Origin of the sequence: Sphingosinicella flava, from assembly GCF_016025255.1 — a bacterium.
In the GTDB taxonomy this organism is placed as follows: Bacteria; Pseudomonadota; Alphaproteobacteria; order Sphingomonadales; family Sphingomonadaceae; genus Allosphingosinicella; species Allosphingosinicella flava.
Map to the genome: position 1 here is coordinate 1087654 of NZ_CP065592.1, position 25787 is coordinate 1113440.

27 protein-coding genes are annotated in these 25787 nt (G+C 62.9%); 6 read left to right on the plus strand and 21 right to left on the minus strand.

What is annotated here, in order from left to right:
- Positions 1 to 20 precede the first annotated feature (20 nt).
- The 6 genes from IC614_RS05645 to IC614_RS05670 all read right to left on the minus strand — a co-directional run bounded on the left by IC614_RS05645 (position 21) and on the right by IC614_RS05670 (position 6657).
- Positions 21 to 1718 carry a long-chain-fatty-acid--CoA ligase gene (locus tag IC614_RS05645; protein ID WP_200972915.1) on the minus strand — a complete coding sequence of 566 codons (1698 nt, stop codon included), beginning with the start codon at positions 1716 to 1718 and terminating at the stop codon, positions 21 to 23.
- 44 nt (positions 1719 to 1762) lie between these two features.
- The gene (locus tag IC614_RS05650; protein ID WP_200972916.1) at positions 1763 to 2899 is read right to left on the minus strand and encodes an MBL fold metallo-hydrolase; all 1137 of its coding nucleotides are present in this window, start codon (positions 2897 to 2899) and stop codon (positions 1763 to 1765) included.
- Entirely contained in the window at positions 2829 to 3524 is a 696-nt protein-coding gene (locus IC614_RS05655) for a DUF1013 domain-containing protein (protein WP_226372745.1), read from the minus strand. Before IC614_RS05655 ends, IC614_RS05650 begins: the two co-directional genes overlap by 71 nt.
- Positions 3525 to 3619: 95 nt before the next feature.
- Positions 3620 to 4204 (minus strand): TonB-dependent receptor domain-containing protein, encoded by a 585-nt coding sequence (locus IC614_RS05660; protein WP_200972917.1) that lies wholly within the window; start codon positions 4202 to 4204, stop codon positions 3620 to 3622.
- The gene (locus tag IC614_RS05665) at positions 4096 to 5088 is read right to left on the minus strand and encodes a TonB-dependent receptor (RefSeq protein WP_200972918.1); all 993 of its coding nucleotides are present in this window, start codon (positions 5086 to 5088) and stop codon (positions 4096 to 4098) included. Before IC614_RS05665 ends, IC614_RS05660 begins: the two co-directional genes overlap by 109 nt.
- Positions 5089 to 5655: 567 nt before the next feature.
- On the minus strand, positions 5656 to 6657 hold the full coding sequence (locus IC614_RS05670; protein WP_200972919.1) for an NAD(P)H-quinone oxidoreductase: 1002 nt from the start codon (positions 6655 to 6657) through the stop codon (positions 5656 to 5658).
- A gap of 75 nt (positions 6658 to 6732) precedes the next feature.
- On the opposite strand from IC614_RS05670, the gene IC614_RS05675 reads away from it, so the two are divergent.
- The 4 genes from IC614_RS05675 to IC614_RS05690 all read left to right on the plus strand — a co-directional run bounded on the left by IC614_RS05675 (position 6733) and on the right by IC614_RS05690 (position 11099).
- Positions 6733 to 6930, plus strand: coding sequence for a DUF1192 domain-containing protein (locus IC614_RS05675; protein ID WP_200972920.1), 198 nt, complete (start codon positions 6733 to 6735; stop codon positions 6928 to 6930).
- A 126-nt stretch (positions 6931 to 7056) separates the two neighbouring features.
- Positions 7057 to 9372 carry an ATP-dependent Clp protease ATP-binding subunit ClpA gene (gene clpA, locus IC614_RS05680; RefSeq protein WP_200972921.1) on the plus strand — a complete coding sequence of 772 codons (2316 nt, stop codon included), beginning with the start codon at positions 7057 to 7059 and terminating at the stop codon, positions 9370 to 9372.
- A 195-nt stretch (positions 9373 to 9567) separates the two neighbouring features.
- Complete coding sequence (locus IC614_RS05685) at positions 9568 to 10200, plus strand: glutathione S-transferase family protein (RefSeq protein WP_200972922.1); 633 nt, start codon at positions 9568 to 9570, stop codon at positions 10198 to 10200.
- Positions 10201 to 10220: 20 nt separating this feature from the next.
- On the plus strand, positions 10221 to 11099 hold the full coding sequence (locus IC614_RS05690; protein ID WP_200972923.1) for a dienelactone hydrolase family protein: 879 nt from the start codon (positions 10221 to 10223) through the stop codon (positions 11097 to 11099).
- 10 nt (positions 11100 to 11109) lie between these two features.
- On the opposite strand, the gene IC614_RS05695 is transcribed toward IC614_RS05690, so the two are convergent.
- Together IC614_RS05695 and IC614_RS05700 are read right to left on the minus strand one after the other, a co-directional pair.
- Positions 11110 to 11952 (minus strand): hypothetical protein, encoded by an 843-nt coding sequence (locus tag IC614_RS05695; RefSeq protein WP_200972924.1) that lies wholly within the window; start codon positions 11950 to 11952, stop codon positions 11110 to 11112.
- Between the two features lie 109 nt (positions 11953 to 12061).
- The gene (locus IC614_RS05700; RefSeq protein WP_200972925.1) at positions 12062 to 12796 is read right to left on the minus strand and encodes a Bax inhibitor-1/YccA family protein; all 735 of its coding nucleotides are present in this window, start codon (positions 12794 to 12796) and stop codon (positions 12062 to 12064) included.
- A 123-nt stretch (positions 12797 to 12919) separates the two neighbouring features.
- On the opposite strand from IC614_RS05700, the gene thpR reads away from it, so the two are divergent.
- Positions 12920 to 13453 (plus strand): RNA 2',3'-cyclic phosphodiesterase, encoded by a 534-nt coding sequence (gene thpR / locus IC614_RS05705; protein ID WP_200972926.1) that lies wholly within the window; start codon positions 12920 to 12922, stop codon positions 13451 to 13453.
- Between the two features lie 10 nt (positions 13454 to 13463).
- Here the strand turns inward: thpR and IC614_RS05710 are convergent, their stop codons facing one another.
- From IC614_RS05710 to IC614_RS05750, 9 genes are all read right to left on the minus strand, one after another.
- Positions 13464 to 13931, minus strand: a complete 468-nt coding sequence (locus IC614_RS05710) for a low molecular weight protein-tyrosine-phosphatase (RefSeq protein ID WP_200973114.1) — start codon at positions 13929 to 13931, stop codon at positions 13464 to 13466.
- Between the two features lie 104 nt (positions 13932 to 14035).
- Positions 14036 to 14461: a superoxide dismutase family protein gene (locus IC614_RS05715; protein ID WP_226372746.1), complete on the minus strand. Its 426-nt coding sequence runs from the start codon at positions 14459 to 14461 to the stop codon at positions 14036 to 14038.
- 170 nt (positions 14462 to 14631) lie between these two features.
- Positions 14632 to 15939: a UDP-glucose dehydrogenase family protein gene (locus IC614_RS05720; protein ID WP_200972928.1), complete on the minus strand. Its 1308-nt coding sequence runs from the start codon at positions 15937 to 15939 to the stop codon at positions 14632 to 14634.
- Between the two features lie 192 nt (positions 15940 to 16131).
- Positions 16132 to 17232, minus strand: coding sequence for an OmpA family protein (locus tag IC614_RS05725; protein WP_200972929.1), 1101 nt, complete (start codon positions 17230 to 17232; stop codon positions 16132 to 16134).
- Between the two features lie 202 nt (positions 17233 to 17434).
- Positions 17435 to 17932, minus strand: a complete 498-nt coding sequence (locus tag IC614_RS05730) for a DUF2793 domain-containing protein (RefSeq protein WP_200972930.1) — start codon at positions 17930 to 17932, stop codon at positions 17435 to 17437.
- A 9-nt stretch (positions 17933 to 17941) separates the two neighbouring features.
- Positions 17942 to 20119: a phage tail protein gene (locus IC614_RS05735; protein ID WP_200972931.1), complete on the minus strand. Its 2178-nt coding sequence runs from the start codon at positions 20117 to 20119 to the stop codon at positions 17942 to 17944.
- Positions 20119 to 20514, minus strand: coding sequence for a peptidoglycan endopeptidase (locus IC614_RS05740; RefSeq protein ID WP_226372747.1), 396 nt, complete (start codon positions 20512 to 20514; stop codon positions 20119 to 20121). Before IC614_RS05740 ends, IC614_RS05735 begins: the two co-directional genes overlap by 1 nt.
- A 1-nt stretch (position 20515) precedes the next feature.
- Complete coding sequence (locus IC614_RS05745) at positions 20516 to 21328, minus strand: DUF2163 domain-containing protein (RefSeq protein WP_200972932.1); 813 nt, start codon at positions 21326 to 21328, stop codon at positions 20516 to 20518.
- Positions 21329 to 23629, minus strand: coding sequence for a DUF2460 domain-containing protein (locus IC614_RS05750; RefSeq protein WP_200972933.1), 2301 nt, complete (start codon positions 23627 to 23629; stop codon positions 21329 to 21331).
- An 82-nt stretch (positions 23630 to 23711) separates the two neighbouring features.
- Between IC614_RS05750 and IC614_RS05755 the strand changes: the two genes are divergently transcribed.
- Positions 23712 to 24071, plus strand: coding sequence for an Imm50 family immunity protein (locus tag IC614_RS05755; RefSeq protein WP_200972934.1), 360 nt, complete (start codon positions 23712 to 23714; stop codon positions 24069 to 24071).
- Between the two features lie 15 nt (positions 24072 to 24086).
- Here IC614_RS05755 and IC614_RS05760 read toward each other — a convergent pair whose 3' ends face one another.
- The 4 genes from IC614_RS05760 to IC614_RS05775 are packed head-to-tail and all read right to left on the minus strand — an operon-like array spanning position 24087 to position 25746.
- Entirely contained in the window at positions 24087 to 24656 is a 570-nt protein-coding gene (locus IC614_RS05760) for a phage tail tape measure protein (RefSeq protein WP_200972935.1), read from the minus strand.
- Between the two features lie 57 nt (positions 24657 to 24713).
- Entirely contained in the window at positions 24714 to 24953 is a 240-nt protein-coding gene (locus tag IC614_RS05765; RefSeq protein ID WP_200972936.1) for a phage tail assembly chaperone, read from the minus strand.
- Positions 24953 to 25297 (minus strand): gene transfer agent family protein, encoded by a 345-nt coding sequence (locus IC614_RS05770; protein WP_200973116.1) that lies wholly within the window; start codon positions 25295 to 25297, stop codon positions 24953 to 24955. Before IC614_RS05770 ends, IC614_RS05765 begins: the two co-directional genes overlap by 1 nt.
- Positions 25298 to 25338: 41 nt before the next feature.
- Entirely contained in the window at positions 25339 to 25746 is a 408-nt protein-coding gene (locus IC614_RS05775) for a phage major tail protein, TP901-1 family (protein WP_200972937.1), read from the minus strand.
- Positions 25747 to 25787: the final 41 nt, after the last annotated feature.

The window sequence follows — 25787 nt, forward strand, 5'->3', positions numbered from 1 at the left end:
GCTTGGATATGCCCCTCTCCCTAACCCTCTCCCGCAAGGGGAGAGGGAACCTTGGCGCGCTCTTCGGCCTGCAATTCCTTGCGGCTCAATTTCCCAACCAAAGTTTTCGGCAGGGAGTCCCGCACCTCGCAGGCGACGACTTTTTCGTGCTTGCCGAGCTGCGCGTTGAGCCAGCGCATCAGGTCGGCGCCATCGATCGCCGCCCCTTCGTTCAAGGTCACGAAGGCCTTGGGTTTCTCGCCCGTATAAGGATCGGGAATGCCGATCACGAGCGCCTCCTTCACCGCTTCATGATGGTAGAGGAGGCTTTCGAGCTGGCTGGGGAAGACCTTGAAGCCCGATACGGCGATCATGTCCTTCAAGCGGTCGACGATGCGGATATAGCCGTCCTCGTCGATCAGGCCTGCGTCGCCGGTGCGGAGCCAGCCGTCGGCGAAGACTTCGGCGTCGGCTTCCGGGCGGTTCCAATAGCCTTTCATGATCTGCGGGCCGCGCACCGCGATCTCGCCCGGCTCTCCTTCCGGTGCGAGGCGGGTGGGATCCTCGCGGTCGAGCAAGCGGATTTCGGTGCCGGGGATGGGCTGCCCGATCGTACCGGGCTTGTTCAGCGCGTCATAGGGATTGGTCGAAACGACCCCCGCGGATTCGGTGAGACCATAGCCTTCGACGAGCTTGGCGCCCGTCACCGCCTCAAACCTCTCCTTCAGCTCCGCCGCCATCGGCGCGCCGCCGGAAATGCAGACGCGAAGCGAGGAGAGATCCGCCCCTGCGATGCGCGGATGATCGAGCAGGGCCTGATACATGGTGGGAACGCCGGGGAAGGAGGTCGCCTTCACCCGCGCGATGGTGGCGAGCACCTGGCCCGCGTCGAAGCGCGGCACCAGCGCGATCTCGCCGCCCTTGTGAATGGTGCGGTTGAGTACACAGGTATTGGCGAAGATATGGAACAGGGGCAGCGCGCCCATGATCCGGTCCGCCTCTTCCGGATGCGGATCGAGGGCCTCGACCTGCCGGGCATTGGCGCTCAAATTCTGGTGGGTGAGCATCGCGCCCTTCGGAACGCCGGTCGTTCCGCCCGTATATTGGAGAAGCGCGATGTCCCGTTCAGGATCGATGGTTGCGGACGCACAGGCACCGTCATTGGCGATGAGGGCCGAGAAGGCCATGATCCGGAGATCGTCCGGCCGGTGCGCGATCTCTTTTCCCTTGAAGAGGCGATAGAAAAGCGACTTGGGAGACGGCAGGACGCCCGCGACGGAGCCGACGACGAGCCGCTCCAGCCCGCTTTTCTCCAGCACCGCGAGCGCGGTCGGCAGCAGCGACTGGGCCGAGATGGTGAAAAGGATGCGCGTGCCGGAATCGGCGACCTGCGCGGCCAGCTCGTCCACCGTGTAGAGGGGCGAGAAATTGACGATCGTCGCCCCGATCTTCAGCGCGCCGTAATAAGCCGCGACGTAATGGGGGACGTTGGGAAGGAAGAGGCCCACCCGGTCCCCCTTCCCCACACCCAGCTTCCGCAAGCCGCACGCAACGCGGTCCACGCCATTCGCCGTTTCCCTGTAGCTGTACTTGCGGCCGAGGAAATCGATCGCGATGGCGTCGGGGAATTTCCCGGCCGCTTCGTCGAACAAAGCGGGCAAGGACAAGGGCGGGAAAGATCGTTCCCACACGCCGGGATGCCGGTAGTGAGAACGCCAGAGATCGGCAGGATCGGCCATGACGTTAACGTAAATGGGCCGCCGGGCGCTGACAAGGGTGTCAGTTAGACAGACCGATACCAGTGAACCCCGTCTCGCATTTCACGCTGTGCCCGGCCTTCCACTTCGAGGCGGCGGAGATGCGCCATCGCTTCGCCTGTGGCGAGGCCGAGGACGCTGTCATCAATCTTCCGGCCGAACAGGACCGGGAAGCAATCCACGGCGCGGCGCGGCTCGTCGAGATGGCGATGAAGGGCGTCGAGACGGTCGCGATGGCCATGCGCCAGCGCGTCGAGGCGGGCGTGGAGGCCGGTGAAAGGTTCGCCATGAGCGGGCAAAACGAGCAGGGCGTCCGGAAGGCCGCGCAGCTTGTCGATGGAGCGCAGCCAGTCGCCCAACGGGTCGGCTTCCGGTTCGCTCAAGGACAGGGACACGTTCGATGTGATGCGCGGCAACACCTGGTCGCCCGCGATCATCACTCCTCCGACATCGTCGACCAAGCAGGCATGTTCCGGGCAATGGCCGTTGCCGACGACAACCCGCCAGTCGCGGGTGCCGACCTGGATCGTATCGCCTTCCATCATGCGGACGAAGCTGACCGGCACGGGGCTCACCACCGAAGAGAAGCGGCCCCAGCCCTTTGCTGCCTCCGCCGCAATGCAGTCCTCATCCCATCCCGCCGCACGCCAATAAGCAAAGGCTTCGGGAGGCGGCGTGTCGCGCACGTCGGCGGTCAGCATTCGCGCGAACAGCCATTCCTCGCGCGTCATCCAGAGCCGGACGTCGAACCTTTCGGTGAGCCAGCCCGCAAGACCGATATGGTCGGGGTGGAAATGCGTGACGATGATGCGGGTGACGGCCTGACCGGCCAGTGGTCCCGACAGCAACGCGTCCCACGCCTCGCGGCAGGGCGGGATATCGAGGCCGGTGTCGACGAGCGCAATGCCGCCTTCGTCCGCCAGCGCCCAGACGTTGATGTGTTTGAGCGATCCGGGCACCGGCAGGCGTGCCCAGCCGATGCCTTCGGCGATTTCGATCAGCGCGCCCGGCTCGGGCACGCGGCGCCCGAAGGGATAGGTCAGGCCCTTGTGACTGAACGCCCCGCCGTCGACCAGCGAGGCGTCCGGCGCATCATTTTTTGAAGGGGTCGACAAAGCCCAGATCGTCTTCGCCGGTTTCGAAACCGGCCTTTTCCTGCGCATGGACTTCCTCCGCCTCGCGAGCGGCGGCTTCGCGCTCGCGGCGCAGTTCCTCGATCAGCGCCTCGCGGTCGCCGTCGAGACGCGCGTCCTGCGGCTGGCCGTCCGTGCCCGCGGCCTTGGCAGCCTTCGCGACCACGGCGTCAAGCTCGCGCTGCGAGGTGAGGCCGAGCGTCACCGGATCCTTGGGCTGGATGTTGGCGATGTTCCAGTGGGTGCGGTCGCGGATCGCGGCGATGGTCGTGCGGGTCGTGCCGATCAGCTTGGAAATCTGGCCGTCCGAAATTTCCGGATGGTTGCGGATGATCCAGGCGATGCCGTCGGGCTTGTCCTGGCGCTTGGAGACCGGCGTGTAGCGGGGGCCCTTGGTGCGGATGGCCTGGTCGGGCTCCTTCTGCATGACGAGGCGGTAATTGGGATCGGCTTGGCCCTTGTCGATCTCTTCCTGAGTCAGCTCGCCCGCGCGGAGCGGGCTCCGGCCGGTCAATTTGGTCGCGGCGGCATCGTCGGCGATCGCCTGCACTTCCAGGACATGGAGGCCGCAGAAAGCGGCGATCTGCTCGAAGGTGAGCGCGGTATTGTCGACCAGCCAGGAAGCGGTCGCATGGGGCATGAGCGGCTGGGCCACGAAATCCTCCGGAAACAATAAGGGCCGCCCCTCACGGAGCGGCCAGCGTTATTGCGACAGGTAGTAGGGAAGCGAAAAAAGAGCAAGCCACCGCATCAATAATCTGCCGTCAGGGACAGACGGAAACGCCTAGGCTCGCTGTAGCTCAGGGCTTCCGCGCTGCTTACCTGCCAAGAATATTCATTGAAGATGTTTTGAACTTGGAAGCGAAGCGCGAGCGGCAATTTGCCGGCCTTGAAGCGATAGCGTCCCCCGATATCCAGGGTCATAACATCCGGAAGGAACAGGTCATTGCGTCCTTCGGCGTTCGCGGTCGCATGGGCAGCTTGCCTGCCGGCATATTCTACCCGGCCGTCCAAGGCGATGTTAGGATCGAAAGGCAAGCGGTAATTGGCGCTGAAGGTCAGGCGTGTGCCGGGAACGCTCACGGGGCGTTGTCCGATCCTGCCCGCGCGAACCTCGATTCCGCTGAGCTTAGGGTCCATCGCATAACCGCCAATCACAGCGGTCAAACCCTCCGCCACTTCGCCGGTCAGAGACGCCTCGATCCCGCGATGGCGGACGGTACCGATCAAATCATAGACGTTCGTATCGCGGCGAAGGCCGGCATAAGGCTTGTTGATATCGAACCCCGCGACGACCAGCGCCGCATTGGGCGACAGAGCATAGCGAAGCCCCACTTCCTCTGCCTGACATGGATCGGCGGCAAGACCGCGTTGCGATTGACCGCAGTTTGCGGCGCGACACCCGCTTCCTCGAGCCCGCGTGTATAGGAACCATAGATGGACAGACTCGGCGTCAAGGGAATGATCGCCATGCCATTGTATAACCAGGGATCGGCAGTCGTTTCCTCCGCCGGGCTGCCTGACCGCGTAAAAACTTTGCGATATTGCGTCTTGAATAGGGACAATGACGTCAAAAGCCTGTCCGCCCAGGCGAAACGATAGGTCAGCCCGGCCCCGATCTGATCAACGACATCCGTATCCCGGCTTTGCGCCGAGAGGGTGAGGGGATCGGTTTGGACCTGCTCGTCGAACAAGTTCACCATGCCGAGATTGAGCAAGGCATCGCCGCCGAAACGCGCGCTCGAGCGTCGTCCACGAAGATAGGCCGAAATCCGGTGGTCGAATGTACCCTGCTGGCGATGCCATCCCAGCTTCATTTCGCCCGACCAGGCGGTGAAGCGCTGCTGCGGCGACGCCAGGATGACGCTGCGAGCGTTGCCATTGGCATCGGCGCTCGAAAAAATTTGAAGGAAAGCCTTTTCGGGATGGTTTTGCGAAAAGAAGCCGCCCGCCCCAAGCTGCCATTCCTTACCAATCCCCTTTTCGACGGTCACCCCCGCAAGTCGGCTCTGGCCTTTCTCTTGTGCCCATTCTTGTCCAAGAAAGCGCCGCCGTTCGATATGGGGCGGAAGCACCGGGCCTGTCGTCGTGATCCGGAACTGTGCGTCGCGTTCGTATCGATACTCGACGCCGAACAGATGGAATTGAGCATTCGCGATAGCGAACTTCGCCGCCCCCCCCCAATAGTACGCCTCTTCCATCGCCGCCCTGGAAATCATTTTCGTCTGGCATTAGAAGCAAGGTGCCGATCACACCCGCTTTATCCCCTCCAAACGTGGCATTTTGAAACAACTCCAGTTGCGGCCGTTCATAGGTATTGAGATGCAGCGTCGCTTGGCTTGCGCGCGCTTCGGACGGAAGCTTCATACGATATCCAACGACACCGGATGGTCCAGGTAGATCGGTCGCATAGGTGTTCCGGCCGACGCCTACTGTGACATTCTCAACGAGCGGGCTGCTCGTTCCTGAGCTTCGCACGAAATAATAATTGTTAATCCTATAGTTACCCGCTGCTTCCAGATTGAAGCCGCGCACGCGTCGTTCATCGTAGATTCCGACGCTTTCATTGCCGACCCGGTAACCGAACGCATCCGATGCCCCTGTAACGGCATTGGCGGTCGCTTGCGCGTAAAGTTCACTTTCGCAAAAAGATGCCGTCGCAACCAATGCTGCGATCGCGCCACTTCCGAATAATCTGGCCATATGTCCCCCGTTTCAAGGCGAGGGCTAGCGTAAGGCAATGAAGCTGCCTTCCCGATTATTGCTTTCAAAAAGGGCATGCGGACTTAGCTGAGGGTCAGCACGATCTTCCCGACATGCTCCCCCTCTTCCATTCGGCGATGCGCATCGGCTGCCTGCTCCAGCGGAAAGGTGGCATCGATGACGGGCTTCAACTGCCCAGCGGCGGCATGGGGCCAGACCTTCGCGGCGAGATCGGCGGCGACCCTGCTCTTGAAGGCGGTGTCGCGGGCGCGAAGGGTGGAGCCGGTGAGAACAAGGCGCTTGGCCATGACCTGCCAGACCGGAATTTCCGCCTTGGCACCGCGCTGGGCCGCGATGGAAACGTGGCGGCCTTCGGCTCGAAGACAAGCGATGTTCCGAGCGACATAATCGCCACCGACCATGTCGAGGACGACCGCAACGCCCTTACCGCCGGTAAATGACTCCACGGCCTGGACGAAATCCTCGGAGCGATAGTTGATCGCGTGCGCCGCGCCGAGATCGAAGGCGCGGCGGCACTTTTCGTCCGATCCGGCGGTGACGATCACGTCCATGCCGAACAGACGGCCGAGGAGAATAGCCATCGTGCCGATGCCGCTCGTCCCGCCATGGACGAGCACCGTGTCGCCCTCCTTCGCGCCACCGCGCTCGAAGAGGTTGGTCCAGACGGTGAAGAGCGTTTCCGGAATGGCTGCGGCCTCGACCATGGTGAGAGCATCCGGCACGGGCAGGCATTGCCCGACGGGCGCCGTGCAATATTGGGCATAGCCGCCGCCCGAGACGAGCGCGCAGACGGGCTTGCCGGTCCAATCGGCCTCGACGCCGGCGCCCAGCGCGACAACCTCCCCCGCGACTTCCAGCCCGGGAATGGACGGCGCGCCCGGTGGTGGGGGATAAAGGCCCTGGCGCTGCATCACGTCCGGACGATTGACGCCCGCTGCCGAGACGCGGATCAGCACTTCGCCTGGGCCAAGCGCGGGCAGAGGCCGCTCCACGGGCACCAGCACCTCCGGCCCGCCCGGTCCTTCGGGATCGATGGCGATCATGCGTTCGGGCAAAGCGGCCATGTCACCTCCACATTTCGTCGCAAGCGCGGCCTGCGGCTTATTGACTCCGGGGTTCGGGGGGTCAACGCTGCGACCATGGATTTGGACGAACTCTTCCCGAACAAACCCGGCGATCCGTTGACCCAGCTTTTAAAGCAGGATCTGGATCCCCTGTCGGTCGAGGAGCTTCATGCCCGCATCGCCGCCCTGGAGGGCGAAATCGCGCGCATAAAGGGTAAAATCGAGGCGGCGGTTAACCATCGAGCAAGCGCCGAGGCTCTATTTAAGAAGTGACTCGAAAGCCGGGGGATCGAACACCTTTCTCCAGCGATTTGGGTCACCTGCTTGATGATCGGGGGAGGCGTCCCGACATTGAGGGCAAGGCGTCCGGCGTCGTGGCCGGACAGTAAGGAGTAAGACATGCCGTCATTTGCCCGCGAATTGGAACAGACGCTCCACACGGCTTTGGCCGAAGCGAGCGGCCGCAGGCACGAATATGCGACGCTGGAGCACCTCCTGCTTGCCCTGATCGAGGACGAACATGCCTCGAAGGTCATGCAGGCATGCGGCGTCAACACCGCAGAATTGCGCGATTCCGTGCGCACCTATCTCGATACCGAACTCGAAGCGCTGAAGGTCGACGGGGAAACCGATCCGTCCCCGACCAGCGGCTTCCAGCGCGTCGTCCAGCGCGCGATCCTGCACGTCCAATCGTCGGGGCGCGATGAAGTAACCGGCGCCAATGTGCTGGTTGCCTTGTTCAGCGAGCGGGAGAGCTATGCCGTCTATTTCCTGCAACAGCAGGACATGAGCCGCCTCGATGCCGTGAGCTTCATCAGCCACGGCGTCGGCAAGGGCCAGACGGCCGCCGAGCCGACCGAGGTCAAGGGTGCGGCCGAGGAAGCCAAGGCTGAGGACGGCAAGAAGAAGGGCGAGAGCGCGCTCAAGCAATTCACTGTCAACCTGAATGAAAAGGCGCTGGAAGGCCGCGTCGATCCGCTGATCGGGCGCGGGCCGGAAGTCGACCGCACCGTGCAGATCCTCTGCCGCCGGTCGAAGAACAACCCGCTTTATGTGGGCGATCCGGGCGTCGGCAAGACCGCCATCGCGGAAGGCCTCGCCCGCAAGATCGTCGAAGGCGATGTGCCCGAGGTGCTGAAGCCCGCCGTCATCTACTCGCTCGACATGGGCGCCCTCCTCGCGGGAACCCGCTATCGCGGCGATTTCGAGGAACGGCTGAAACAGGTGGTAAACGAGCTCGAGAAGCTCCCGCACGCCGTCCTCTTCATCGACGAAATCCACACGGTGATCGGCGCGGGCGCGACCAGCGGCGGCGCGATGGATGCCTCGAATCTGCTCAAGCCGGCGCTGTCGGGCGGCACGATCCGCTGCATCGGTTCGACCACCTATAAGGAGTTCCGCAATCATTTCGAGAAGGACCGGGCCCTGCTCCGGCGCTTCCAGAAGATCGATGTGAACGAGCCCACGGTCGAAGATACGATCAAGATCATTGCCGGTCTGCGCTCGGCCTTCGAGGAGCATCACAGCGTCAAGTACACGCCCGATGCGATCAAGGCGGCGGTCGAGCTTTCGGCGCGCTACATCAACGACCGTAAGCTGCCGGACAAGGCGATCGACGTGATCGACGAGGTCGGCGCAATGCAGATGCTCGTTCCGCCCAACAAGCGGAAGAAGACGATCACCACCAAGGAGATCGAGAGCGTCATTTCGACCATGGCCCGCATCCCGCCGAAATCGGTCTCGAGCGACGACAAGAAGCAGCTCGAACATCTCGAGCGCGACCTGAAGCGCGTCGTCTTCGGCCAGGATGCCGCGATCGGCGTGCTGTCCTCGGCGATCAAGCTCTCCCGCGCGGGGCTTCGCGATCCGGACAAGCCGATCGGCAACTATCTCTTCTCCGGCCCCACCGGCGTCGGCAAGACCGAGGTTGCCCGGCAGCTCGCCAGCATCATGGGCATTCCGCTCCAGCGGTTCGACATGTCGGAATATATGGAACGGCACTCGGTCAGCCGTCTGATCGGCGCGCCTCCGGGCTATGTCGGCTACGATCAGGGCGGTCTCCTGACCGACGCGGTCGACCAGCACCCACACAGCGTGCTGCTCCTCGACGAGATAGAGAAGGCGCATCCGGACCTGTTCAACATCCTCCTGCAGGTGATGGACAACGGCAAGCTCACCGATCATCACGGCAAGACGGTCGATTTCCGCAACGTCATCCTGATCATGACGACCAATGCGGGCGCCAGCGACATGGCGCGCGAGGGCGTCGGCTTCGGCAACATCACCCGCGAGGGCGAGGATGAGGAAGCGATCAAGCGGATGTTCACGCCGGAATTCCGCAACCGCCTCGATGCCGTGGTCCCGTTCGGCTATCTGCCGCCGGAAGTCGTCGCGCGGGTGGTGGACAAGTTCATCCTCCAGCTCGAACTGCAGCTGGCGGACCGGAACGTCCACATCAGCCTCGACGACGAAGCAAAGCAGTGGCTCACCGTCCGCGGCTACGACAAGCTCTACGGCGCGCGCCCGATGGGCCGCCTTGTCCAAGAGAAGATCAAGCAGCCGCTGGCCGAGGAGCTTCTGTTCGGCAAGCTGGTCAACGGCGGCGAGGTGCAGGTCCGGATCAAGGACAATGCGCCCGCCTTCGAAATCATCGCCGCTCCGCCCAAGTCTCCGCGCAAGAAAGGCGGCGGCAAAAAAGCGGAAGTCAAAGCCTGATGAAGAGGCCCTCCCTAACCGGAGGGCCTTTTCCTAAATCCTCCCCGGCACGGGGAGGGGGACCAGCCGAAGGCTGGTGGAGGGGTTGATCCGGCCTTCGCGCCAGCCCCTCCGTCAGCGCTGCGCGCTGCCACCTCCCCGTTCCGGGGAGGATTTCAATGTGCTAAGCTTCCTGCAAAACAGGGAGAGCCATTCATGACCAACCTTACCCTCTACACAAACCCCATGTCGCGCGGGCGGATCGCCCGCTGGATGATGGAAGAAATCGGCGAGCCCTATGAAACCGTCATCCTCGACTTCGGCACGACGATGAAGGGCGAAGAGTATCTTGCCGTCAATCCGATGGGGAAGGTGCCCGCCATCAAGCATGGCGATGTGGTCGTGACCGAAGCCGCCGCCATCTGCGCTTATCTTGCCGACGCTTTCCCGGAAAAGAATCTTGCGCCGCCGCCAGGGGATCCACGCCGGGGGCCCTATTATCGCTGGCTGTTCTTCGCGGCGGGGCCGGTGGAAACAGCCGTTACCGCTAAGGCGCTGGGCCTCCTCGCTCCCGCCGACAAAAGCGGCATGGCGGGCTATGGCAGCTATGAAGCGACGATCGACGCGCTCGAATATGCCGTGTCGCAAAGCGACTATATCTGCGGCGACCAGTTCACCGCCGCCGATCTCTATGTCGGCGCGCAGATTGGCTGGGGCACGATGTTCGGCACCATCGAAAAGCGTCCGGCCTTCATGGACTATCTCGCCCGCATCCAGTCGCGCCCGGCCGCCAAGCGCGCGAACGAGCTGGACGACGCGCTCATCCCGAAGCAGCAGGGGCAAGGCTGAAAGACCGAGGAGGCCGGAACATGGCAGAGAGCATTAAATCGCGCGCCATCGCGCTTTACGATCGGTTCACGCATGAAGGCATGGATCGCCGCGATTTCATGGGTGAGATGACGAAGCTCGCCGGAAGCGTGGCGGCCGCCAACGCGCTGATCGCCGCGATCGCCGCCAGCCCTGCCGCTGCTGCGATCGTGCCTGCCGACGATCCCCGTCTTATCACCAAGCGCGGACCGCTGGGAAAGGAGGAGGGCGCCCTCAAAGGCTATATCGCGGTGCCGCGCGCGGCGACAGGCAAGAAGATCGGCTCCGTCATTGTCATCCACGAAAATCGCGGTCTCAACGCGCATATCGAGGATGTCGCGCGCCGCGTGGCATTGGCGGGTTTCTTTGCCGTCGCGCCGGATTTTCTGACGCCGCTCGGCGGCACGCCGGCGAACGAGGATCAGGCCCGTGAGATGATCGGCAAGCTAAATCTTGGCGTCAGCGTTGCAAGCGCGGTGACACTCTCGGAAAGGCTCCGGCGCCTCAGGCACAGCAATGGCAAGGTCGGCGCGATAGGCTTCTGCTGGGGCGGTGCTTTCGTGAACCGCTTGGCGACCGCCGCAGGGGATAAGCTGGACGCCGGTGTGTCCTTCTATGGCTCCGCTCCGGACCCGTCCGAAGCATCGAAGGTCCGCGCCCCCCTCCTCCTCCTCCTCGCGGAACTCGATCAGCGCGTGAACGCGACGGCGCTGCCTTGGGCCGAGGCGCTTCGCAAAAGCAGCCATAGCGTCACTAGCATCATTTATCCGGGGGTGAATCACGCCTTCCACAACGACACGTCGGCTGAACGGTATAACAAGGAGGCGGCGGAAAGGGCTTGGCAAACGACGGTGGAGTTCTTCCGGACGCAGCTGCGCTGACAGCCAAGTTCTAAAAGGCGCTCCAGCCGGCAGCTATGGGCCGAAGTTCCGCTGGCAGGGCGTCAACGTTGTCAAAGCCTGGGAAGCCAGCAAGCCGGGTAACAAGTCTTAATTCGTCGACAAACCATTTGCCGTCAGGGAGACGGAAATCTGCGCTTGAATCTGGGAGCAGCACATCGATTACGCTCCCACTGTATCCGCCTTTCGTGTCGGCATCCGGACCTAGAATGTAGCCCACTTTCCCAGCTTCCCCCTCATCCTCGAACACATCTGCAAGCTCGTCGGGAGGATTGATCACGAGCGGATTCCACACAGAACAGTCACCTTGCCAGCCGTCCATTACACCTACGAAGTCCACACCACCGATTACGGTCCAGAAAGAGTGGAGGGACAATGGCACATATCCAGCCTCTTTCTCGAAACGGCTAAGTTGTTCCAGCGACTTTGTGTCTGGCGCGAAGAAGACCTGATGATCGTTCGTAAAGTCGGCGAGGGGATAGGCAGATGGACCCGGCACGCCTAGGCCAAATTGCTTTAAAATCAAGTTGCTTACTGACGAAGCCATAGCTTCTGCAGGTCCGTTCACGTCGAAAGCAAAGCTTCCGCCCGGAGCTTGAAATTTCACCACCGGTTCTCGAGTATTACCGACCAGATCCCAACCGAAGCGATAGCCACTTTCTCGCAGCCCCTGCTCGATGCGCACAAGATTTTGGTACACACGTTCCATAGTGATCTGGGCAACCGATCTTGCATCTTCGATGAATGCCTTGTCGCGGACACCTTCTTGCAGTGCCCGAAGCTCGTGCCAAACGGCTATATGATCGCCGCCGATATACCGCGAATAATAAGACATAGTCCCCCTGGGGCTTTCTCGCGCTTAAAGCTTTAAACTTATTTACCTGAATTGAAAAAGGCCCAGCGTTTCCGCTGAGCCTTTTCTTTTCCGGACATTAGCAACTGTACTATTCGCGGTTGCCCATGAAGTTGAGCAGGAACGTGAACATGTTCACGAAGTCGAGATACAGGCTCAAAGCGCCCATGATGGCGGTCTTGCCGAGCATGTCGGAACCCTGCACGTAATAATACATGCTCTTGATCCGCTGCGTATCGTAGGCGGTAAGGCCGGCGAAGAGCAGCACGCCGATGAAGCTGATCGCCATCTGGAACGCCGTCGACTGGACGAAGATGTTGATCAGCATCGCGATCAAGAGGCCGAACAGGCCCATGACGAGGAAGGTGCCGAAACCCGACAGATCCTTCTTCGTGGTGTAGCCCCAGAGGCTGAGGCTCGCGAAGGCCGCGGCCGTCGCGAAGAAAGTCGTCGCGATCGACTGCCCGGTGAAAACCAGGAAGATCGACGAGAGCGACAGGCCCATCACCACCGCGAAAGCCCAGAACAGGGCCTGCGCGGTTCCGGTCGACAAACGGTTGATGCCGAAGCTCAGCACCATCACGAAAGCCAGCGGCGCGAACATGATAAGGTAGCGCAAGACGCCACCGTTGATCAGGATGTTACGCCCGAACTCCGAATTGGCGAACAGCAAAGCAACGATGCCGGTCAGCAGCACGCCGGACGTCATGTAATTGTAGACAGAAAGCATGTAGGATCGCAGGCCCGCGTCCTGGGCCACGCTCTCCCTGCCGAGCGTGCCCGGCTGCGGCGACGCGGTCGCACGCGGGTCAGACCAATTTGCCATCTTCGATATCTCTCCTTCAAGGCGAAAGGCGCCGTTGGACGCAATATCGTGGGGATTCGCTCCGCTTTCAAGGAAAACCGGACAAGGCGGCGCGTTCATAAAGTATCGTTGAAGGATTCGCCGATGCCTAGGCTGTTCGTCGCCATTCGCCCGCCCGCATTCGTGCGTGAACGGCTGCTCTCGATCATGGACGGCATATCGGCTGCGCGTTGGCAGAGCGAGGATCAGTTCCATTTAACGCTCCGCTTCATCGGCGAGGCCGATCGCCGCGTCGCAAACGATGTTCACACCGCGCTTCAGGGCGTTCGCCATCCGCCGTTCGAGATCGCCCTCCACGGCTTGGGTACTTTCGAGCGTCGCGGGACGCCGGCCGCGCTCTGGGCGGGTGTGACACAGCATCAGCCCCTTCGCGAATTGCACAAGAAGGTCGATCAGGCCTGCCAGCGCGCCGGGCTGCCGCCCGAGCGCCGCGCCTATCTCCCGCATGTCACACTGGCCCGCCTCAACCGCGCCTCAGGTCCGGTCGCGCCGGTGATTGAGGGGATGGGAGGCTTCACAACGGCGCCATTCGCCGTCGACGTCTTCCATCTTTACGAAAGCATTCTTTCGTCCGGCGGCAGCCATTACGTGATTATCGAAACTTACCGGCTGAAATGACGGGGGCTGGTCAAGCGCCAAGTGCGATTTTCCGGGCCAGCGCCCTCGCGCCGTCCACCACCTCGGCCCAGGTTGTGTCGAAACCGCTATCGTCGCCATAATAAGGATCGGCTACCGCTTCCCCTCTGCGACCCTCGACATGGTCGAGCAGCAGACTGACCGTCGCCGTCGCATCTTCCGGCGCCAGCGCCTGCAGGTCGGCAAGATTCTGGGTATCGAGCGCGACGATGTGGTCGAATTCGTGAAAATCGCGAGGCCGCACCTGACGAGCGCGAAGGCCGGTAATATCCACTCCGTTCCGCGCCGCCACCGCGACCGCGCGGCGATCGGGCGGGTGGCCGATATGCCAGTCGCCGGTCCCGGCGGAATCGATGTGGACGTTCAACCCGATCCGTGCCGCCTCTTCTCGGAAAGCGGCCTCGGCCAGCGGCGAGCGGCAAATATTCCCCAGGCAAACGAACAGGATGGCGGGCTTCATTGACATCATACTCCAATGCTTGCCGCCATGGACTAGCTCTCCTCAACAGGCGCTGCAATTGAAGAGGAGCCGCTGTTTAGCCCTCGGCAGCGAGCAGCGGGAGCTTAGCCCAATATCCCGCAGGCAATCCGCCCGCCGCTATTGCCGGATGGATCCGTGCGATAATCATCGGGTTGCGCATGAACGACCAGCGCCGCCCCATCCCGATCGAGCAGGGCGCCAAGCGAAGCCGTTGGGATTGTATATTCCAGCGTGCCGCGCCCATCCGTGCCGGTGATCAGATTGGGCAGATCGCCAAGGTGAAGGCCGGCGGGATTATCCTTGCCGTGCCGATGATTGGTCGGATTCCAATGCGCGCCTGCGCTTTCGAAACCGGGCGGCGTGCAAAGACCGGTCTGATGAAGATGTGCGCCATGCGCTCCATTCGCAATGCCCGTCGCATCGATCGTGACGCGCAAGCTGTCGCCGACCTGTTCGACGGCCGCCGTCCCTACCTGACGCCCATCCCTATCCAGGAGGTTCGCACGCACGAGACTTGGTGCGGGAACTGGAGAGGGCTCCGGCTCATAAGTCGCACATCCACCTAGTACGAGCGTCAAAATCGAGGCAAGGGCCAAAGCACGCTGCATCGTCTCTCTCCGTGTTCCAATACTGCGAAACGGTCCGGCGGCGAAACGGTTGCAAAGAAAGGCTTATAGTCTCACTCAGGCTTTCCAACGCCATGCCATTTGAAGCTGGCGGCTTCGATTTCCTGGCGCGGGTAGACGTTGCGCAGATCGACGAACACAGGCTGAGCCATGACCTTGGCGAGACGCTTTAAATCGAGGGCCCGGAAGGCGTCCCACTCGGTAACCAACACTACGGCGTCGGCGCCGGCAGCCGCATCGTAAGGCCCCGCCGCGAACGTGACGCCCTTCATCGCGCTTTTTGCCTGCTCCATGCCTTCTGGATCGTAGGCGCGCACCTCGGCGCCCGCATCCTGCAGCGCCTGAACGATGGCGATGGACGGCGCGTCGCGCATGTCGTCGGTGTTGGGTTTGAACGTCAGACCGAGCAGTGCGACCGTTTTGCCCCGCGCCTCGCCGCCAAGCGCCTGAATAACCTTGCGTCCCATTGCCCGCTTGCGCGCATCGTTCACTGCGACCACCGCCTCCACGATACGCAGCGGCGTCTGATAATCCTCGGCGGTCTTGAGGAGCGCCAGCGTGTCCTTCGGGAAGCATGAGCCGCCATAGCCCGGTCCCGCATGCAGGAACTTGTCGCCGATCCTGTTGTCGAGCCCGATCCCGCGCGACACGTCCTGCACGTCCGCGCCGACGACCTCGCACAGATCTGCGACCTCGTTGATGAAGGTGATCTTGGTCGCCAGAAAGGCATTCGCCGCATATTTGATGAGCTCGGCCGTCCGGCGGCTGGTGAAGAGAAGCGGCGCCTTGTTCAGGTAAAGCGGCCGATACACCTCGCGCATGATCGCGCAGGCTTCCTCATCGTCGCTCCCGACGACGATCCGGTCCGGGCGTTTGAAATCCTCTATCGCCGCGCCTTCGCGCAAGAATTCGGGATTGGAAACGACGAAAGCCTTCCCGTCCGGCCGCGCCTCGCGGATGATGCGTTCCACCTCGTCGCCGGTGCCGACCGGCACGGTCGACTTGGTCACCACCACCGCCGGTCCGGTGAGCGCAGCGGCGATCTCCTCGGCCGCGCCATAGACATAGCTCAGGTCTGCATGCCCGTCGCCGCGGCGCGAAGGCGTGCCGACCGCGATGAACACCGCCTCCGCGCCTGCGACGCCTTCCTGCAGGTCTGTAGTGAAAGACAGGCGCCCTGCCCTAACGTTGCGTTCGACAAGCTGGTCAAGACCAGGTTCGAAGATCGGCATCACGCCTTTGTGAAGGGCGTCGATCTTGGACTGATCCTTGTCCACGCAAATTACGTCATGACCGAAATCGGAAAAACAGGCACCCGAAACCAGGCCAACATAACCTGTCCCGATCATCGCGATACGCATGCCTATTCCTCACCGATTGACTGCATGGCTCGATACCAGCCTGGATAGCGGAGCCAAGCCCCAAACAGCATTTCGCCATCTCCTGGCAAAGGTGTCAGTCTATTTCTTCTGTTGGTAGCATGGAAAAGGGGCCGGCCCTGGTGAGCCGACCCCATCTTTCTCAATCCCTGAGTCAAAGCCCAGGGATTAACCTTACATGCCCGAACCCGGACCGAAGGTGATCTGCACGTTCCGGTTCTGCGGTTCACGCACACCATCGGCCGTGTCGACCAGCGGACGGCTTTCGCCATAGGCTTCGGTCGTCATCTGGCCGTCCGGAATGCCGCGACCGGCTAGGTAGGAACGAACATTGTTGGCGCGACGCTGCGACAGACCAACGTTATATTCGTCCGAACCCGACTTGTCCGCGTTACCGGCGAGCATAACCTGCGCCTGACCCGTCTGCTGCCAAGCGGCAGCGGCGTTGTCGAGGATCGCGGCAGCCTGCGGCGTGATGTCATCCTTGTCCCAATCGAAGAACACGATGAACGGACCCTGCTGCACCGGCGGCGGCGGAGGCGGCGGCGGAGGCGGAGGCGGAGGCGGAGGCGGCGGAGGCGGCGGCGGAGGCGGAGGCGGCGGAGCCGGCTCGGCACCACCGAAGTTGAAGCTCAGGCCGCCGAGCAGGCTGTGCGAACGATGACGGAATTCAAGCTCGTCGCCGCCGGCCGTCACGAGATCGACGTTCGGCACGTTGAAGAAACGATACTTCAAAGTAACGTCGATATTTTCCGTAACCGCCTGACGAACGCCGGCGATCACCTGCCACGCGAAACCGGTGTCGGAATCGTCGAGGACCGGATCAAGGTTCGAATAGAAACGAACGTCGTTATGCTTGACGCGCGCGATACCCGCACCGCCGCCAACGAAACCGCTCAGATCGTCATCGCCGAAATCGGCCATGGCATTGACCATGAAGCTCAGAACGCGTGCGCTGCCGCCGACAGGGCTGATTTCGCCGCCGCCGAGAGCGCCGCTCGTATCAACGATGGAGTCGATATCCGCTTTCTTATAGGCTGCTTCAGCTTCGACACGGAACCCGCCAAGATCGTAGCCGACAGTGGCGCCAAGATCGTAACCGGTATCGAAATCGATGGTGAAAGCGTCTTCGGTGTCGTCCGCGATGTCGACATCGATGTCTTCGACGATCATCGCACCGCCTTCGACGCCGACATACCACGCACCGTCGCGCGCGGCGGCCGGGGCCGCAATGGCCGTGGACGACAACGCCATGATAATGGCGAGCTTCCGCATAAATATTCCCCTTTCTTCTGCGTTCCGAACAAGGAACGACGAGAACCAATTAAAGTAAGCGAGGTTTCGGCGCAAGCGCACTTGTCCCACTACTGTTGCCAAAAAGCTGCATTTCACGCGACTGGCAGGATGCGGCCTTTCGACAGACGAGCCCTCAAACGTAGCTTTGGAGCTTAGGTTTCATTCCGGAGCTAAAATTTTTTCAAGCGATGAGTCCGTGTGACATAAGAGCCGCACGGATGGCGGCAATGGCCTGCCTGGCCTCAGCATCGACTATGCCACCGCCCGCAGGACTTTCAATCGGCGGCAACCTGGCTCCAACAACTTGATTTCCATCGACAATGAGTTTGGAAACTCTCCATTCTCCGCTGCTCCAGGCGGTTCCGTTCCAATGCCGGAATAGCGAACGTGACTTATCCCAGACCGCCATGCCCTGCGCCGGCATTGCAAAACGCCATCCGCCGGATGTCCAGCATGCAACGGCATGTTCCATACCGCTCCAGGCACCTGCGGCAGAGGGCGCAACGATCCAGCTCCGACCAATGCCGGGTGCCGAAGGTGGTGACGAAAGAGCATCCCCTTCAATCGCGGCGCAGAGCATCATATCGATCTGCGCCAGCGCCTCGTTATGGAAAAATTCCTTTTGCGCTTGGCCGGGAACAAGGAAAGGCAGGTTTAGTCGCGCGCTTTTCTCAGTCATGCTGTTTCCTCATAGGTCGATGGTCAAGGTTGCAGGCCGGGAGCCATGGAACGTTCCGATCTGCGCGACTTCCAATGTGATCCGGTCCGGATTTCCGTCGGCTGCTCGCTCACTCGCGCTATAAAGATGCTGGGGTGCCGCCGTTTCGACGATGCGCGAGAAGCCAGTGCCGAAAATCCGCAGCATGTAATGCTCACGCTCTTCAACCAGCGGCGTGTCGCCCCCGTCCAGCCAGGACCACCCCTGGCGGCTTCGCCGCGCCCAGGCGATATGGACAGCGCCATCCTCCTGCTTGCGAGCCTGCAGATGGACGGGGCAAGGAGGGCGAAGCGCTTCCCCAGTGACGAGGCAAGCCGTTTCGACGCCTTCGGCCGCATCGCCGATACCCTGAGCGATCAAGCGCGCCGATAGACCGATCCGGCTGACTTCAGGCTCGAATGAAGCGAGATTGTCCCGTTCGATGAGTACAAAAGGGGCGCCGGGCTCGTGAGAGGCCGCCCATTCGCTTCCCCTCCGCCCCCGCAGCAACCGGCTCAACCTGAAGCGGTTGCCGCCAAGCGGCTCCGCCTCTCCGAATTGGATCAGCTCCCTGCCGATCAGGGCCAGGTTGGCACCGGCCGCCAATGCATCGTCGTCGCAGCTTTCCAGCCACATGTCGTCATGCAGCAATTCCACTTCGATGGTATTGGTCAGGTCCAGCAAGGCCGACCCCGAAGGACCGAGCGGAGCGAGGATCCGCCCCATGATCGCGGGGCCTGCAGTCATTCCGCCTGCTTCCCAGCTCGTTCCACCATCGTAGCTGACGATCAACTCCGCCTGCCGCCAACCAGGTGACGTTCCAGCAGCAGCCGCAAGAAGGAGGGGTTTGTTCCGCACGCTTTCTTCGCCAAGCGGAAGATCGGCGAGAACGAGGACGGTTTCGCCATGCACGGCATCGGTTTGTTCGGATGACCGCCCCGGCGTGGCTGCGATAGGCTGCGGCAATCCTCCTGGAATGCGCACGAGGTCGAGCGAAACCACCATATGTTCGAGCGTCAGCCGGTCGATCTTCCATAAGCCGCCCAATTCGGCGGCCGTCAGCGCCTCTCCAGGTCTCAGATCCAGATCGCGCCAGCTCAGATGGACCTTCGCCGTTTCGCGCCCGGCCCAGACGGATTTCAGCCGATATTCGGCAAATCCCTTGGCCTCCGCGGCGGACAGGCTGGCCGGAATGGCGATATTTTCGCGATTGAGGCCGCCGCTTCCCCGCGAGGCTCGCTGCAGCCCGGTCTGATAATCGCGAACCGGCTCATGATAGGCGATCGTCACATCGTCCGGAGTCAATGTCGCCGCACGGCGGTTGGTCTCACTCCGTCCGCCCTTCCCACCGGAAGTCGCCTGGGTCAGGTCGGCATCGATTTCAATCGGCATCTCCGGTCGGGGCTTTAGCAAAAGCGCCCCTTCCATTTCCGAAAGCGAGAGCGGCATGACCGCGAAGAGGGGTTCCAGCGCGCCGCCCACGGAGTTGCCGCTGGCCGCATAACCGCCAAAAGCGGGCGTCGCGACCGGCGCGGCAATGGCATCGCTCAGCCCTTCCGCGATGCCGCCGGCCGGGACCGGGCCGTCATCCGCCACGATCTCGAACGTCAGCGATGGAATGCGGTTGCCGTAATCGGCGAGTTGCAGGTCTTCGAACACGGCATAAGCCATGCCGCGAAAGGCGGGCGTTGCGCCCAATCCTTCCCGCGAGGCGATAAGGGGATCGACCGCCTGATCCTCGCCGCCGGTATGGAGGCGAAATTTCGTCTTGCTCTTGAAGTCACCCGCCGCTCCGCGCAGCAACTTGCCGTCCGCCCAGATGCGACGCACCGTCCGGATCGGCCGGCCGGACAGGGCAACCGCAAAGGAAGCGGAGTAGCTGTAGGCCGTCGTCTTGGGCCGCCCCTTTCCGCCTCCCGACGTGCTTTTCGACTCCTTGATATCCGTCGCCCAGATCACCGTTCCCGCCGCGCGCAGCGTGCCGAATATTTTCGGGATCGCCGTGCCGTATGAGGATGTCTGGATGGCGAGGTCGCCGAGCCGCGGCCCTTGCCGCCCCTTTGGCGCAAACAAGGCATTGTCGACCTGCTGTCCGATGATCGATCCGATCATGCCGCCGATCGGCCCGCCGATCGCCGTGCCGACCGCGGTGAAAACCAGGGTCGCCATCAGCCGCGCGCCCGCTTGCGCCAGACGGCGATGACCGGCCAGTCCGGCCGCCCGGGCGTCTCGACCACGCGCCGTGCCCCCGCATCGGCATGCACGAAGCCGCCGTTCGTCACGATCGCGAGATGCAGTTGCGCCACACCAGGGCGCAGCACCAGCACATCGCCCGGAATAGAAGCCTTCACCGGCCGCATGTTCGCGGCCCGAAAGCCCGCGAACAACTCCTCGGCCGTCCCTCCGCGCAGGGCATAATCGCGCCGCACATCCTTGGCGCGCACGGCCAGCGCCGCCAGCCCGATGCAGTCGAGACCCGTCTCCACGCTCCGCCCCTGCGGCCGGAAGCGTACGCCTACCAGCCGCCGCGCGCGCGCGGCGACCTTGTCTCCCATTTTCGTCATGTCAGGCTCCCGGATAGCGGGTGAGAAGGTCGATGCCGGGCAGGTGCGGCTCGCCGCGGAAATTCGCCGCATTGCCGAACCGAGTCCGGCATGTCGTGAAGCTGCGGTCGCAGCCCTCGACGATCTCGATGAGATCTCCGGCGGCGGGCGCGAAAACCGGCGGCTCGCGTAAGGTGAGCCGCGCCCCGTCCGATGCCGCGATCTGGCTTGCAAGGCCGCTATTCGCCCCGCCGATCCAGCGCAGCTGGCCATAGCCGTAAGGATTGCCGGCCGCCGCTTCCGCGACCACCACCACGTCCTCCTCCGCGCTGACGACCCGCGTCATCCGGCTGCGCGGCGCCAGGTCGACGCGGCACCGCCGGTCGCCCAATTGCGCGCGGCATTCGGGCGACGTTTGCTCGACCACCGGCCTGTCGAGAATCGCGGTGGCGCCGCGCAATTCGGCGGAAAAGGCGCCGCCTTCGATCGACACATCGCCGATTTCGCCGCTTGCCAGCGCGACCTGCCCGCCTTCCGGATCCGTCCAATCAACCATGAAGATGCGCACCGCCGCGCGATCCCAGCGCCCGCTCCGCAAGTCGCTTTCGGTGATCGCCGCGCTGGTCAGCGCCCCGCCGATATCGAGGCGCGCGGCATCGAACCCGTCGCTCATCGCAATGGCGGAAGGCACCATCCCCGGCGCCGCGCGGTAGGTCAAATGCCCGATCTCAAGATCGCGGTCGTGCGTCGTAAAGCCCATGCACACGCCGTCGGCTCGCTCCAGCCGCCAACAGAAGGCGATGGTGCCGACCGGCGCTTCCAGAAAAGCCGCCATCTACGCCTCCCGCACCTCGATCAGCGCCACGCTCGCCGCCTCCCCAGCCGCGAATGTCGCGCGGCTGACGCTCAACCGGTCCTCGGCGAAGCGCACCGGCACGTCGAACCGGAATCCCGCCCGGATTGTGACGCCCGTCGCGGGCGCCTCCCCGAATTGCACGATGCCGAGCGGCGCCAGCGTCCATCCGCCGACCCGCTCCACGCCCCCCACCGAAACCTTCACCGTCCCGCTCACCGGCCGGGTGATCCGCCGTTCCTGCCCGTCATAGGATTTCACCAGCGGAAACATCGTCCGCACCCCATCGCCAATGCCCAGCAGCTGGTCCCCCGCCCCCGGCGCGACCGTCATCGCGTTCGAGCTATGGTCGAACGGATCCTCGAACCGGAACGCCACCGCCTGCCCGCGCCGCGCCCGGAAGAAAGCGATGAGTTCGCCCAATTCCGCCTCCCCGCGCACGCCGGGCCCGGCATCGAAGCGCAGGCGGGCGTCGGCCCAATCGCTGGTGCGATGCTCGGCCCCGCCCGCCGTCGTCACCACCTGGGTTGAAAAAACCGGCTCCACGCTCGCCTCGCGCCCGATCGCGACTGGGAAGCGCACGTCCTCGAAAGCCTCCACCGGCTGCTCCTCTTGAAAGTAAGTGAATCCGTCCCGCATCACCTGCGGCAAGGCCCAGACGAATACGTCCTCCACCCCTCGCCGCCGGGCCGCCAGCGCGGCCTTGGCGATAGGCCGCCATTGCGCTTTCTCCTCGGGCTTCAGCACAAAGCCCGAAAAATAATGCTGCCTCTCGACCGGATAGCCGAGCCGCTGCCGCATCTCCGCAAAGCCGAGCGCGCTCGCCCCCTCATTCCCCGCCGTCACCCAGTCATAATCCTCCAGCTGGAGAATATCGAAGGCGGGCGATGCCCATCCCACCGGCACATTGGCGCGCTTCAAGTCCGGTGCCTTTTTGTCCAACACCGTCGGCAGGTAGACGAGCAGCGAGGTTTCGGCGCCCGGCGCATCCCATTTCACGATCCCGGCCAGCGCCGCCGTCGACGCCGACAGCATCGCCCCCGCTTTGTCGAGCATCCGTTTCTGCGCCGCGTTCATCGGCGCCTTCACGTCCGGGATCGAAACGATGTCCGCGCCGAACGCCGCCCATGCCGCCTGATCGTAAAGGCAAGGCTTGCCCTCCGCCGTCACCCACCACCACGGCTCGCCGACCTGGAACCGCACCTTCTGCCCCGCCGCCTTGGCGATGGCGACGAAGGCCAGAGCCACCACCCGCAGATAATACATCGCTCCGTCATGCGCGGGCGACAAAAGGGTCGACGGCGGCTCCCATCCGGTCAGCGCCGGCGCGCCCTGCTCGGTCCTCTGCTTCCAATCGTTCCACACATGCTGGTCGAGCAATTCGTAGGAGAGGGAGAAGATGATCTCATAACCCAGCGTCTTGGCCTGGCTCGCGAAGTCGCGGTGCCAGGCTGCGCAAGGGGCATTCAGCGTGCCGCCCGCCAGGCTGATGTAGAAACCCCCGCCATTCGCCTCGAGCCGGAAATAATGGCTCATGCCGACATAGTGATTGATGACCTCGCGGTAGCCGAGATGCAGCGCATTCCGCAGCACCCGCGCTGCCGTCAGGTGATAGAGGTCGTCATATCCCGTCGCGATCCGCAGATCGTGCTCCGGCACCAGCGTTTCGCCGATGCCCAGCACCGATCCCGATCCCTCGCAGGCGATCTCGCTCATCTCCACCCAGCCTTCCTGGGGAGCCCCAAGCGGCTGGTCCGCTTGCGTGAAGCCGGGGGGCGCCAGCGATATGAACAGCCGGTCGATATCGCCCGCATGGACCGGATCGCCGCCGTCCGGGCTGAACCCGTCCATCAGCTTCGCGAAATCCAGCGTCACCACCGCGTCGGTCGGACTGCCGGCGGCATAATTCCACAGCCGGACATACCAGGCCCGCGCCGCGCCGCCCGCATCCCGTCCCTCGATCGTCAGCGTCGGCCCGAAAACCGCGTCGAGCGCCTTCAATCCCCCGCTCCGCCAACGGAATTTCAGCACGCACGCTCGGAAATCCCGGCTCGTCTCGTATCGCAGCAGTGGATGATCGTGCCGATCTTCCGCCTCCCAGATCAGCCCCGCCAGATCGTCTGCCTTGTAGAAAACGGCATCGGCCCGCAGCGCATTGGGCCCGATCGTCGTCACCCCCGCCATCATCGGCCGGGGAAAATTCACCGTCCAGAACCGCGCATCGAACCGCTTGATCGTGCCGTGCGCGCGCGCAGCGCCCGGCTTCGCCAGCCAGTGCCCCATGTGGCGATCCTTTCAATATGCGTGAAGAAAGTTCAGATTATTATTTGCGCGCCATTCACGCTGCAGATATCATCCATTCCTGATGGACGACGAAATACCTGGCATGAAGGATGTGATGGAATGGTTTGGCTATAAGCCAGTCTTTCATGATGCCATCATCCTCGCTGTTGATTTACGCCGAGATCCTAATCCCTCGTTGATAAAGCTATTCTATTGGCGAACTAAGAAGAATTTTAGGCGTGATCTTCACGCATTAGTGACCTTCTATGTCGAGGGAATAGAATCTCTGGATCTCGAAGGGTGGAACGATAACCATGTTTCAGATCTGGACGTCAAATATGACGGAGAATCCTATGTGATGGATATCACATCATCATCCGGATTTGATGGTGAGATTAGAGCCCGTAAAATCTCTGTTTCTGTTGAACCGCTCCAAGTCTGAACCAAGCTTTTTCGACTAATCCCCCACTTGCATCAGCGCCCGCTTCACCGCTCGCGCGACTTGACGGCTTGATTGCGCCAGCGCCTGCGGTCCATCGCCACTCCCGGCGTTGATCGTGATGCTCAGCCGTACATCCCGGCCGCCTGGCGCGATCCCCGTTTCCACCCGTCCGCTCGATGTCGGCACGAACACTTCCGGCCCGCGCTCGCCGACTAGGTAGGCACGGCCCGGCGCCACCGGACCGCCCGTCGCTCGTCCGGGCAGGCCGAGCGCTCCGGCCAGCAATTGCCCGGCCAGGCTCACCAGCCCCTGCCCGCCATTCCCCGCCATCGCGCCGACCCCGCCACGCACCGCATTTCCGGCAATCTCCGCCATGGCAGACAGCGCAACGCGCTTCAGGTCGTCGAACCCGATCTTGCCTGTCCGCACCGCGCGCAGCAGCGCATTTTCCAGCGCTCGTCCCGCCCGATCCGCGCCCGCCGCCAGCGGCCCGTCCAGTTCGCCGCGCATAGCCGCCACGTCCCGCGCGAACGCCGCCGTGTCCGCCCGCACACTGACGAGCAGGCTTTCGATTTCCTCATCCATCTTCTGAGCACCTTAACCGTCACCCCGGACTTGATCCCGGGGTCCATGAACACGGACCTATCCGGACAAGGCGGTGTTCATGGATTCCAGCTTTCGCTGGAATGACGAACAAGGCCCGTCGGGATACATCTCCATCAGCCGCTTCAGATCGCCCGCCGAAGCGGCTGCCTCTTCCGGCATCAACGCTGCCATTACCGCGCCCAATTCGGCAGGCGTCGCGTTCCAGAATTCGTCCGCCCGCCAGCCAAGCAGGACGCCCGTCAGCCCGGCGAGCCGCGCCGCCGCCGCTTCGAACATCACCGCCCCTGCAATATCTGCGTCAGCAACGTGCGCAGCAGCGGTGCGGCCTTGCCCAGCCCCATCTCCACCAGGGCCGCACCGACCAGGTCGCGCGTGCAGGTTTCGGGCCGGTCATGAACGCAATGCCAGAACAATCCCGCCATCTCGCTTACCGTCAGCCCGCCTGCCGCAGCCCGCTCGGCCAGCGGGAACAAGGGCCCCAATTCCTCTTCCGCCGCCACCAGGGCGGCAAAGGTCGGGCGGATCAGCAATGTTTCGCCGCCCGCGATTAAAGCCGCCTCGCCGCGTGCCGTTATTGCCTTACGTCCCCCACAGGACGATCCCCCTGCCTGCCGGGCCATGGTTCCCATGTGTCCGGCAGGCACTTTTCCCGCCCCGGCGCTCACAAGGCGGCGACCGCGCCAGCGCTTTCCAGGCTCAGCGTATAATTGCGCTCGCCATTATAATCGCCGCTATAGTCGAGCCGCGTGACGAGGAATTTGCCGCGCAGCCGCTCGCCGCTTTCGAAGCTCAATTCGTAATCGTCGATCGTTCCGGTGAGCGCATGGCCCTTGACCCGCAGCTCCGCCGCCGAACCGGTGAAGATGCCGCTGGCCGCCACCGAAACCGATCGCACACCCGCGCCTGACAGCAATTCCCGCCAGCCCCCGCTGTCCTTGCTGGTGACGTTCACCGCTTCGCCGCTCACCGACATCTGGGTCGTGCGCATGCCGGCGACTGTATTGAACTGGGGCGGTGCGCCGCCATTCCCGATCTTGAGCAGGAATGCGCTTCCTTTTTCGGCGGGCATGAGTCATTCTCCTTTCAGGTTAAACAGCAATGGAATTCGCC